Source organism: uncultured Veillonella sp., assembly GCF_938010505.1.
Lineage (GTDB): Bacteria > Bacillota > Negativicutes > Veillonellales > Veillonellaceae > Veillonella.
The window spans coordinates 1-12,775 of the sequence record NZ_CALLVP010000031.1; the positions used below are offsets into that span (position 1 = coordinate 1).

Sequence of the window (12,775 nt, forward strand, 5' to 3'; positions counted from 1 at the left end):
CTTTCAGGCATGATAATCACTGTTTTAATATGTAGAATAGCGCCTACCATAGCAAGAGCAATCCCCGTATTTCCACTCGTCGCTTCTACGATAATACTATTTTCGTGAATGCGACCTTGCGCCTTTGCAGCCTGCAACATGCCGAGTACGGCACGGTCTTTTACAGATCCACCTACATTATATTTCTCAAGTTTTACATAGATATTAGTATTTGGTAATTGATATACCGGTGTTTTACCGATAAGTTCAGTTGTTTGGTTTGTTACTATGCTCATCTAATCCTCCATCTAGCGATAGATGATAAAAATCGCCCTTAGGAAAATCCCAAGGACGATATTATATTTCACCTTGTTATTCACTATACACGGGATATAACCGTTTATGTATTCTAATTAATACAACCATACTCTATCATCTGTATTAATCCATTGTCAAGAGAATGAGAATAGCTTTTAAAACCCCAAAAATGCAGGAAATAACTAGGTTCATCTATTTACTTGTAAGAATGTCCACCACGATATCCCAAGTGATAGGCACCAATATGATGGCTAGAGCCAAAGCAATAAAGAGAACGGCTCCCACCAATACACTTAGACGAGGAACTAAGGATATGGCAACGCTCTTAGCCAAACCAGATAGTTTACTAAAATCATGATGCAACGCTACATGGCCCCATAAGAAGCCTGCTACTACATAGGAAATTATATAAGGATCTAGCAGTAGATGCGTAGACAACTCATTATTTTCATGCATAATGCGATTGATAACGGGTGAAACTAGTACATTCACTAGCATGGCTAAAACCTTGAACCACACAACGCAGACAATATATGTCCACATGCTCCTCTTGGTCATCCAGAGCATGTATAGGAGTCCTATTATACTTGCTCCCAGCGAGCCTTTCTCACCTTCCATGTATCGCTCCATCCAAGATGGCTGATCCTTGCCCGCCTCTACTTGGCTATAATGAAAGGATAGATTTCTTTCACCATGGGCTACATCGACAATTCCCAAAACTTGGAATAACACAAGCAAAAACATGATAGCTACAATGACTTGTAAACTTTCACTAAAGAAAATATCCATAAAATCAACATCAAGATGACCTATGTTCATAAGGTTGCCGTATATATCGTAAAAGGCTAGATATACAGCATTTGTTAGGAACAGGTCCATAACAAATAGGAGCAACACAAACATGATATATCCATTCCAGCGAGTCCATTTACTTTGTTCTCTTAAATGAGTGTGAGTCCCTACGATTATTGATGCAGGTTGTAAAGACAAGGTCACACCCATCATAAAACAAATAGTAAAGGATGCGACCATTGTTAAATATTCGTATGCCATATTAACGGTATGCTACGCGCTCAGGCTGCATGTCGTGGAAATGAAGGCGCTCTTTTGCCGTCTTTTCCCACTCTGTACCAGGCTTGCCGTAATTTGCGTATGGATCGATGGACAAACCACCGCGCGGCGTAAACTTGCCCCATACCTCGATGTACTTAGGATCCATCAACTTCACAAGGTCTTTCATGATGATGTTGATGCAGTCCTCGTGAAAGTCCCCGTGATTGCGAAAACTAAATAGATATAATTTTAAAGACTTGGACTCTACCATTTTCTTGTCTGGAACATAAGAAATGTAGATTGTCGCAAAGTCTGGTTGACCTGTCATAGGACACAAGCTTGTGAACTCAGGACAATTAAACTTAACAAAGTAATCATTCTCTGGGTGCTTATTATCAAACGCCTCTAACACCTGTGGTGCATAATCAGTAGGGTAATCGGTCTTGTGACCTAACATCGTTACCCCTTGTAACTCTTTTTCAGATCTGCCGGATGCCATAAGGAACCTCTTTCTATTAAATATAAATTCTGCGAAATCATTCAATATAAATAAATTATATCATACGTAGTGCTAAAAAAGTCCTCCCTCAGGTCTAGTTAAACTGTTAGTAACAACTAATGCATCTAATAACATGCTCTCAAACATCAAATCCATAAAAACTAAAAGGACACTATGGCTCCAACCCATTCAGTAATACCGCTCACTGAAGATTAGACTATAGCGTCCTTTTTTAGATTCATATACCTTATATTAGCATTATACGTTAATCAATAGATCTTGCTATATGTACGGTCAGAGTATCTAATAATAGGTCAAAATATATAAATATATGTATAAAGCTGCTAGAAATAACCAAACATATACGCCAGCTTTAAAATTAAACTGATATTTTTCTACTTTATCACTTTCAAACTCATTATTTTTAAGCATAAAGTACATTCCAACTAAAGAAATCCCCATACAAAATATCCACCAAAACAACATAGTAAATGGAGATATTAAATTACGTATGAAAAATATTCCAAACCCGAGTACTAAGCTAAAAGTATAGATAATTCGAGCTAAACTAAGCTTACCTTTATGCGTAATAAGTTTGTATATGAGGAATATAATACCAAGTATTATAATCAGATCTTGATACATTACTTATCTACATCCCTTTTCAAATTAAATTTAATTTCATCTTTAATGCGATCGCCAAATGTTGCACCAGCAACACCAACAGCAAAAGCCCCTACAGGGCCAGCACCACTTCCTACAAGTCCGCCACCTAATCCAGTAGCTATAGGAATTAAATCAGCTTCCCAGGCCTTTGCTAGTTCACGCCCACTGTATACCTGATAGTCCATATATAAGTCCTTAGCTAAATAACCAATTAAAACAGGACCTCCAGTTCGAGAAACAGTACGTGCAAATTTTGATGCCTTTTCAGCATAATGAACATATCCAACCCATAGTTGATTTCCTACTTCAGATAATACATTTTGAAGAACTGACATTCCTAAAGCATCCTTAGTCCAAACAAATGTAGACTTAGACTTAGATTCAGACATAGGCATTACACTCACTTTATCAGATGTATCAACAAAAATAAATCTTTCATTATTTGATCCATTACTGTATTTGGCTCTAGCCAAAGTAGCCATCTCATCTAGTATTGTTGTAGTACCTAATGATATATCTTTATTCGTAAGAGTAACATGATAATGTATGCCTAGTTTATTGGTTATTCTTGTACCTAAACCTTTAACGCCTAGAAACATATCATCAACATACAATTTACCTTCAGCTCTAACAGCATAACTTCCATCTGCATTTTTTCTAAAAGAAGGATTTTCAGCTTCTTGAATATAACTTAAAGTTACGCCCTTTTCAAGCTTTTCTCTTGTATTTGTTGCCGCTTGTAAAGATACATCATTAAAAGCCACTAATTTGACGGTTTACCGGAAATGGTTTCACCAATAGATTTAATAATCACATAAAATAAACTCTCTTTCATCTCTATGACGTATCTGTAGCATCCACACAGATCTTAAATGAACGATAAAAAAAGGACACTATAGTTCTAAACCATTCAGTATATACTACTGAAAATTAGACTATAGCGTCCTTTTTAGCTCTATGTACATTATATTAGCATTACATGTTACTCAATAAAGACTACTATATGTACGATTTAGGTATCTAATAATAAGTTAAAACATATAGATATATATATAAGGCTACTAAAAATAACCAAGAATATAAAGCACCTTTAAAAAGTTTTTGATGTTTTTTAGTTTTATTCACATCATAATGTTCACTACTAGGTATATAATATATTCCAATCAAAGAAATCCCCATAACAACTGAAGACAAAAAGAATAATACAAATATCGAAACTACTTCATGAAGTAAACCCAATCCAAGCCATATAGCCATACCTAACATTGCGACAATTCTAGCTAAAGTGAACTCCCCTTCATGAGTAATTAATTTATATATAAAAAATATTATGCCTATTATTATAATTAAGTTCTGAAGCATTACTTATCTGTATCCTTTTTTAAATTAGATTTGATTCTATCCTTATAATAATCTCCAACTGACGCTGCAGCAACACCACCAGTGAAAGCACCCACAGGACCAGCAATAGCACCCCCACCAAAGCCTCCCGCAAATCCAGCACCAACAGGAATTAAATCAGCTCCCCAGGCCTTTGCTAGTTCACGCCCACTGTATACCTGATAGTCCATATATAAGTCCTTAGCTAAATAACCAATTAAAACAGGACCTCCAGTTCGAGAAACAGTACGTGCAAATTTTGATGCCTTTTCAGCATAATGAACATATCCAACCCATGGTTGATTTCCTACTTCAGATAGCATATTTTGAGCAACAGACTTGCCTAAATCATCTTTAGTCCAAACAAATTCTGGTTTAATAATAGACTTGGGGATTGTATTTTCATTACGCTTAACAACACCTAATTTCTCTCTATCCAAATGATTAAGATTTTTATCATAAAATCGTCTACGACTTAAAGCATCAAATATGGAACTTTCTCCTTTACGTGGGCTTCCAAAAGTTTTAAATGATGATTTATAATCTCTATACCCATTTTCATTAAGATCTAAGGTTGGTAAATCAACCATTTTAAAATAATACCCATGCCGTGCAAACAAAGCTCTTACAGCATTATAATACTCTGATACCTTACTAGGATTATTAACACCGACTTCATCCTTAATTATTTTATTGTGTAATGCATACATCTCATCAAGAATTTCATCAGCTTGTTGAAAATAAATTTTTTGCCACTTTGCGTCTATCGCTTCGTGCTCTTCATTACTTTTTGCTTTTGAATATTCCTGTTTATACAATTTTATTTGCTCATGTGTCAAATAATTATTCTGTGTAGCAGATAATGAAATACCAGAACCCAATGAAGAGTATGAAACTATATTACCTAATATTGCACTAGCAATTTTATATACATCAGAGTTATCAACATATTTACCGTTAGCATCTACTGTACTATTAGGGTGTTTAGCTAATTCTTTAGCAATAGCTCCTATCATCACCTCGTTAGCACTAGCTACTGTAAATCCTTCTAGGCTAGAACCACCAGCCATATTAGAAACTACTGCACCAAAACCGCTATGTAAGGCAACTTTATAAATACCGCCATCTTTCCATTTATCAGCTTCTTTTTGATATCGTTTTTTTAGAGTTTCATCAGAAGTGTTAACTGCTTTTTCCTCATACTTCTGAGCTTGCTTCATTGCAATATCCCCAATTAATTTAAACCCTTCGTCAGATACAGCGTTAACGTACTCCATACGTTCTTTTACATCAGTCTTATCAAATATAGGTTTAATACTATTGAGTACATGTTCAGTATCTCTGTTAATAACAGTAAGTGTTTTATGCTCTACTTCTACCAATATATCATTACTAATAGCAGATTTTGTTGTAGATTGTGCCTCATCTGATACTGGAATAGAAACTACCGGAGATAACCCTAATGGATTGATTCTACCAAGAATACCTGTTGCTTCAGATTCTACTGAAGGAATTTAATAATGTTGGAGGTGGCACCATTATTGTGTCACCTCCAACATTGATTATAGAACCTATTTAAATACTGTAATTCATACTAATACCATGGCGTTAGCAAAACCCATTTACTGGGAACTGTAATGGCATAGTTATCATCATCATAATAACGATCGTCAGAATACTTCAACTTAAATCCATAATCAGTATGTAAATAAGGCCCCTCCGAATAATATGAGCTAAATGATGAATCAAATTTGTGATAGACTAAATATTTATAATTGAATGTTCCATTAAACAAATAGTTATATTTACAAAAAATAATTTTATCATCATCTTCACGATAGCATAATACTTTTTCAAATATAACAAGCGGTTCATCAAAAAGACTATCTTTATAAATTACGGTTCCATTATTTAAAATTTGAATCTTTAATCCTTCAAAGGACTCCGTAGCATAGCGCTCAGAAAAGATAAAAACATATACTCGTTCTACTGGATTTAAGATTAAACATATCCCGATACATAATAATATAAAAATGATATAGCGTTTTAATTTCATTATTATTTTCACTGCATATTACCTCGACCCTCTACATAGATATCCCTTAAAGTTTTTAATCTGAACTATTTAACTAAATACAAGCCCAACAGAACATATACGATTCCTACTATCAAACCTAAAACTCACACTATGCTCAGGATATAAGAAGTAAATTATCATAAAATCATACTATTCTTAACTTATCAAATCTAAAATCAATTTGAACACGAGAGTTAGTCAGAGTCCTCATTTCCTGCATATGAACACCAATACCATTAATCATGTTTCCTATAGAACTATATATATCTTGTTCCTTCTTAAAATCATATCGATCTGTAACTATTCCATTGATAAAATATGTATCATCATGAGATCTAAACGCTTTAAAAGATATACTAGCACCATGAACACCTAAAGCTAAATCTAATGTAGCCAAGCCGCTTCTCAAATTCCCAATCTTTAAATCATTAAAGGCTCTAGTTTCATTAAACTCAATAGGAATTGTGGCTATAACAGTCTTAGGATTTGTTATTGGACTGTTTTTTATAGCATTTATTATGGCCTCTTTCACCATATCAGAGTTCTCTACTTTTTTACTTCCTAAGCTATTATATTGATATAGTATATTTTTGGTACCTTTACTAGCCTGCTTTGTAATATCAGATGCTAACCCCATAGTTTCATAGCCTATTATCTGAGGCATATTAGCTGATAAAGACTCAATGGATCCTCCTTGAATTTGATCGGCTAATTCTTGAATTACACCTTTCTCAACCTTAGAAATAGCTATATTAAGCTTTGTAAGATCAGCTAGCTTTAAATTACTATTACTATATTTAGGCTGCAAAAAAAGTTCTCGTCTAGATTTAGCCTGACTAAAACTAGTATAATACTTAACTCCTGTAGACTTATCTAACAAAGTATATCCTATTGAATCATCAAGATTATTAGATAAATCAAATGTTTGATACAAATCAAGATAATACGTTTTGATAGCATTTAGATATTCATCATACGTACTATAATTCTTTCTTTGTATTTTATCTGATAGCTCATTTAGTAGCCATTCATTATGTTCAACCTCACGTCTATCACTAATCTTTCTAAAATTAAAATTTATAGGATCTGAAGACACAATATGCTTATTATCTTGATCCAAAATTGCATAATAATTTTTATTCTCTATGGATACCCCTTCTAAGCCTTTACCAATTAGAATTTCTTCACCAATTAAAGCAGAAGCTGCTTTTACAAACATTAAATATTTATTAAAGTCTAATTTATCTGATTCACTTACAAATATTTTATTTCTTAACACTTCTAATTCAGCTTCTTGTTCATTATCAATTTTTTCCCACTTCTCACGAACTTTTAATTTTTCAATCTCCGTTGATGCCTCCTTAAGTTCTTTTAAATACATAATAATTTGCTTATGTGTCAAATAATTATTTTGTGTAGCAGATAATGAAATACCAGAACCCAATGAAGAGTGTGAAACTGTATTACCTAATATTGCACTAGCAATTTTATATACATCAGAGTTATCAACATATTTACCGTTAGCATCTACTGTACTATTAGGGTGTTTAGCTAATTCTTTAGCAATAGCTCCTATCATCACCTCGTTAGCACTAGCTACTGTAAATCCTTCTAGGCTAGAACCACCAGCCATATTAGAAACTACTGCACCAAAACCGCTATGTAAGGCAACTTTATAAATACCGCCATCTTTCCATTTATCAGCTTCTTTTTGATATCGTTTTTTTAGAGTTTCATCAGAAGTGTTAACTGCTTTTTCCTCATACTTCTGAGCTTGCTTCATTGCAATATCGCCAATTAACTTAAAGCCTTCATCAGATACAGCATTAACGTATTCCATACGTTCTTTTACATCAGCCTTATCAAATATTGGTTTAATACTATTGAGTGCATGTTCAGTATCTCCGTTAATAGTAGTAAGAGTTTTACCCTCTACTTCTACCAATATAGCATCGCTAATAGCAGATTTAGTGGTAGATTGGGTTTCATCTGATACTGGAATAGAAACTACCGGAGATAGCCCTAATGGGTTGATTTTACCGAGAATACCTTTTGCTGTCAATCCAGACATATTCATGGCTATACCAGATTTTTTAGCCTTATAAGACGCTTCATTATGAAGGTCTTCCATAACTAGAGATTTGGTAGACAGCTTATTTTTTTCAGGTGTAGCTTTACTAGTTATAATAGCACCTTTTAATGTTGTCGTATTGCCAACAGTAATATTCACACCATCATTACCTGCATGTATACCCGATTGATCTGTAACACTTGTATAAATACTATCAATATTGCCTTTTACATTAACACCATTAATCGTAGGTTGAGATATAAAGTTTGCACCAGAGATAGAAATTCCCTTGTTCTTAGATGTTTCATGATAGGTTCGACTGTCTTGTAAACTTTCTACATTCAGATTATTACCTACTTTCGCCGTTACACCTTGTCCAGAAACAGTAGACCCAATAAGGTTCGTATTACTGCCACTTTCAATAGATACGTTATTAGTACCTACAACATGTGTCCCTGTATGAGTAGTAGTATCTTCTATGCCATTTTCTGACCCTTTATAAGCGGATGCCGACCAACCTACGAGCCCTCCAGTTCTCATACCAATATTAGCAGAAACATTCCAGCCACTAGACTTACTATTTGTTTCAATACGTTGCGTATTTGAACCGGCCTCTAGATTGATAGTATTGGAAGCAGCTAATTGTACATTCTTCCCTTTGATTTGCTCGCCAATTGCAGTAATATTACCTTTAATTGAATCTGCACTATTAGCATGAATCAATACAGTTCCATCAGAGTCAATAGTCCCACTAGAATACGTATGACGTTCTAACTTCGACTCAGCTACACTTTTACTAGATCCAATACCTATTTGTACATTAATAGCTCTATCAATGGCTTTATCAGTAGCTTTATCAACAACACTTTTATTTTCTTCTAAAGCACTTCGTTTTTTCATTAGCAATTCTTGCTTAGATTTAAGCTCTGCTAACTTAGTCGTATCTGTTGCTGGCGTGCTAGCTATATCAGTATTGATACGCTCCAATTGTGAGTCAATAGTTCTCATTTGGCCATTATAGCTTCTATCAACAATTTGTTTTGCTTCGCCAAGAGCTGAAAATAACCTATCTCTCGATTGTTTACCTTCTAAGGATTTTAAATGATTATTTTTTCTATTAGATGCACTATGTTGTTTTTTTACAGCACTATCTAATTTTTCAACAACACTGCCACCTAAACTTACCGTTAAACCCGAGGACTTTCGCTCATGACGCTCCTCTTGTTTATATACGTCATCCTTACCATCTAGTATAATATCTTGACCTACAATGACAACGCCCTTTTTACCTACTGCATTTGTCGTAGTCAAGTGAACTGTATCACCAGCTTGTACAGTAACCTCACCATCAGTAGATCCTAACGTAGTGGATTTATGAGTAGTTTCATCAATATAATAGTTATCTTTAGATTGTTTTTTACCAATCATGATACCCATGCCAGCACCCATAGTACCAGATTTTTTTACATCTTTAGAGGCGGTACTTAGCGTATGCTCTGCTGCTGCATCAGTTATTACATTATGACCTGCTAATACAGATGTTCCTGCAGTACTCACCACATTAGAGGATGTAAGTGTCACATCATTATTAGCACCTACCACTACAGTATGACCACTAAGTGTGCTCATTAATGCATTTTTAGATTCATCATTCGTTTTGATCTTAGTTTCTTTTTTATTAAGAAGACCTTTTTCTTTGTATTTTAACGCAAATGCATTCTTAGATTCACTGTATCCATTTTCAATAGATACATCATGTTCACCAATGACTTTTACAGCACCAGAGTCACTGCTAACGGTCAAATTACGAGCCTTAACATCATGTTTAGCACCAATAGATATATCTCCACCAGCTTCTATTGTCGTTCCCAGCTCAGTTTGACGATAGGTTCGTAAATAATTATCGCCATCTTGAGTCATATCTTTTTTAGCAGTAAGAGTATCTGTAGTACTATTAATATCATGTCCAGCTGTAATAGTGATAGCACCTTCTTTACCCAATGCTTTGATAGTTGCACCACCTAGGTTTACATCATTACTAGCAGATACAATCATAACACCGCTATCACCGGTTACAGCAATACCTGCTGTTTTATGTAAAACATCTTGGTTTGTTAAATGCTCAATAGAATTGTTAAAAGTGATATTCTCTTTTGCTTGTAATTCTACAGCATCACGGCCAACAATTTGCCCTTGTTGGTAAATAGTTGTATCCGATTGCAAACCAACTTTATCTGCATTAATGTGACCACTATTTAACCCTCCTCCTTTATTAGTTTTATAAAATTAAAATTCATAATATAATATTCATATATCCATGTTACAGTATCCATTATGATTTATCGTGACATTTTACACACAATGGAGGTTACCATGAAATTAAAACAACTTATTTTATCCGGTATAGCCTTAGGGGCGCTTGCTTTCACAAGCGGAGTGGTACAGCCTGCACAGGCAGCAGTCGGTATGGATACACCTGCACCGACGCAGAGTTTAAAAAGACCTGCATCAGTAACGACACAGCATTACATCAATGTAGATGGCCTATTATTGGAGCCAATCGATAAAAAGCCAAATGTTATCTATGTTGACGGTCAGCCACTCGTAGCATTACGTCAAGTATCAGAAGTATTAGGTTACAAAGTATCTTGGGATGCACCTACTAAAACAGCATTGATCGACATGAACATTGCTACATTAGCGGTACAACCGGACTCTAAACAAGTCGTGCGCAAGGGTAAATTGCAAATTATCAACCTCGATACATCCGAATCTTTGCTACCTGCAGCACGTATGGTAGACGGAATTCTGTATGTAAGTCCGAACGCATTCAAACTTTTGTTAAATGATGTAACTATCAATAAAGACGAAATTTATATCGTTCCAGAACAAAGTCAATTGGCTGCTGACGCTAACACGCAAAAAGGCAAACGAAACGGTATCGAAACATTCTTACCGGATCAAGGAGATAAAGTAATTCCATACGAAGAAGAGGAAACCAAAGAAAAGAAACCTCTTATTACGGTAAAACGAACTAATACAAAAACAGATACCAAAGACACAGAGAATACCGAATACGTACGCTCTAACGGATTAAACAGATAATAAAATCTTGCGTATAGCTAAATTCAGTTTAATACCTTATAACTTAAAGATGGCAACTCATCACGCTGATGAATTGCCATCTTTTTATTATTTTTAATACTTTATTATTTTTGATACGTTATTATTTCTTGTTGCTTTTTACTTCTCAATGTATTTTATTACTAAATGTCTTTTATTGCTTGATGCCTTTAGACATATTATCTAAGCTATCTTTCGCCGAGTCTATACTCCGCTTCAGGTCTTTTATCGATTCTATCATGTCCGGCGATGTGAACCCAGACGTATCGATGCCCTTTGCTGATTCAGAAGCACTTTTACTATTCTCTTTAGCTTGTTTAATACCATCTTTAATTCGAGCCATATGCGCATCAATTTCATCAAATGACTCATCATATAGAATAAAATTGCTGCCCCCATGGGACGTAATATTAAGCGGCCCCATCGTGAGCTGTCCATCATCGATACGCAAAGCATCCGTAGTGATAGTAGTGATTTTCGTATTTACTTTCACATCGCTAAAGGATAAATGTCGCCCTTTATTGTGAAAGTTTCCCGTAATGCTTTGAATCGGAATCAGCATATAGTGCCCTTCACCAGACCAGAAGTTCCCCCATACCTCCATGTCTCGAGGTTGGCCTTCACTTTTAAAGTTCAAATTTGCCGATACAGGCACGAGAAATTCTGGTGCTTTAAGGGCCACACTACTATCTAGATCCTTTGCTACGCCAGTAATTGTATAGGCGCGAGTGTCCAAATTATATACACCTTTAGCCTCCAATTTACCGCTGTATACATTAGCGCTAACGTTTTCAAAATTCAGAATACCATCTTGATACGTCACATCTCCCACCACATTATCAAAGGTGAGCGCAGGAATTCGCAAAATAGGCATCGTTACCCGACCTTTAGCAAAAGGACGATTAAAATCACCTGTTACCTTTGTAAGCAAGGTCATGGCATCATGAATATTCTCGCCAAACCCAAGAGATGACGGATCCACCCCTTTTACATCAAACTGTAAATCCAGTTGAGGCATGCGATGCTTTAAAACATCTTTTAAGTCTATGCGACCTTTCAAAACGAAACCATCTCCTATGGCGGTGCCCCCAAATTTGCCCGTCTCCATATCGATGCGAATGGCCCTCTTACTATCAAGATCAATTCTAGCGTTTACATCCTTTATCACATAATGGCGATTTCTGTTAAAGACCTCTAACTGACTATTTCTAAGTCTAATCTTAAAATCTAAATGTTGTCCCTCCCAATTGAAATTACGTACTTTTCTACCTAGTTCCTCTTGCCGTTCTTGTGTGGTCTTTCTAGGTGCTTTCGAACGGGGTTCTATCTCGTTAATTGGTTTATTTACATCTGGAGATATGGGCGCGAAATCCAACCGATTATTATCGTCTAAATCAATGACTATAACCGCATCATCTAATTCAATGCCCTTGATAGCGGAGGACTTAAAGTTACGTGTCACCACATCCCACATATTAACGCGGACTTTCCCGCTTGGTGCATTGAGCAACTCATGCCCTTCTGGGTCCTTCCAAACTAGCCCGGTAAAAGTCAAAGTTCCCCACGGTGTAGCAGATAAACTTTCAGCAGTAACCGTACCGCGCATCAT

At 35.4% G+C, this 12,775-nt stretch carries 10 protein-coding genes; 1 reads left to right on the top strand and 9 read right to left on the bottom strand.

Features of this window, described 5'->3' with window-relative positions; genetic code table 11:
• The 8 genes from Q0507_RS01620 to Q0507_RS01655 form a co-directional block, all read right to left on the bottom strand.
• A partial coding sequence (locus Q0507_RS01620; protein WP_298711411.1) for a pyridoxal-phosphate dependent enzyme occupies nt 1-275 on the bottom strand: 275 nt, incomplete at its 3' end.
• 214 nt (nt 276-489) lie between these two features.
• Nucleotides 490-1,350, bottom strand: coding sequence for a hypothetical protein (locus Q0507_RS01625; RefSeq protein ID WP_298711414.1), 861 nt, complete (start codon nt 1,348-1,350; stop codon nt 490-492).
• Between the two features lies 1 nt (nt 1,351).
• Nucleotides 1,352-1,849, bottom strand: a complete 498-nt coding sequence (gene queF / locus Q0507_RS01630) for a preQ(1) synthase (RefSeq protein ID WP_060919289.1) — start codon at nt 1,847-1,849, stop codon at nt 1,352-1,354.
• A gap of 644 nt (nt 1,850-2,493) precedes the next feature.
• Nucleotides 2,494-3,279, bottom strand: a complete 786-nt coding sequence (locus Q0507_RS01635) for a hypothetical protein (protein ID WP_298711418.1) — start codon at nt 3,277-3,279, stop codon at nt 2,494-2,496.
• A 256-nt stretch (nt 3,280-3,535) separates the two neighbouring features.
• Nucleotides 3,536-3,877 carry a hypothetical protein gene (locus Q0507_RS01640; protein WP_298711421.1) on the bottom strand — a complete coding sequence of 114 codons (342 nt, stop codon included), beginning with the start codon at nt 3,875-3,877 and terminating at the stop codon, nt 3,536-3,538.
• On the bottom strand, nt 3,877-5,277 hold the full coding sequence (locus tag Q0507_RS01645; RefSeq protein ID WP_298711424.1) for a hypothetical protein: 1,401 nt from the start codon (nt 5,275-5,277) through the stop codon (nt 3,877-3,879). The genes Q0507_RS01640 and Q0507_RS01645 overlap by 1 nt, the downstream gene beginning before the upstream one ends.
• Before the next feature lie 212 nt (nt 5,278-5,489).
• The gene (locus Q0507_RS01650) at nt 5,490-5,951 is read right to left on the bottom strand and encodes a hypothetical protein (RefSeq protein WP_298711427.1); all 462 of its coding nucleotides are present in this window, start codon (nt 5,949-5,951) and stop codon (nt 5,490-5,492) included.
• Between the two features lie 166 nt (nt 5,952-6,117).
• Nucleotides 6,118-10,266, bottom strand: a complete 4,149-nt coding sequence (locus Q0507_RS01655) for a hemagglutinin repeat-containing protein (RefSeq protein WP_298711430.1) — start codon at nt 10,264-10,266, stop codon at nt 6,118-6,120.
• Nucleotides 10,267-10,416: 150 nt separating this feature from the next.
• On the opposite strand from Q0507_RS01655, the gene Q0507_RS01660 reads away from it, so the two are divergent.
• A complete protein-coding gene (locus tag Q0507_RS01660; protein WP_298711433.1) occupies nt 10,417-11,148 on the top strand; it encodes a stalk domain-containing protein in 732 nt (243 codons plus the stop codon).
• A 172-nt stretch (nt 11,149-11,320) separates the two neighbouring features.
• On the opposite strand, the gene Q0507_RS01665 is transcribed toward Q0507_RS01660, so the two are convergent.
• Nucleotides 11,321-12,775: membrane biogenesis protein AsmA (locus tag Q0507_RS01665; RefSeq protein ID WP_298711436.1), on the bottom strand; the 1,455-nt coding region annotated here is incomplete at its 5' end.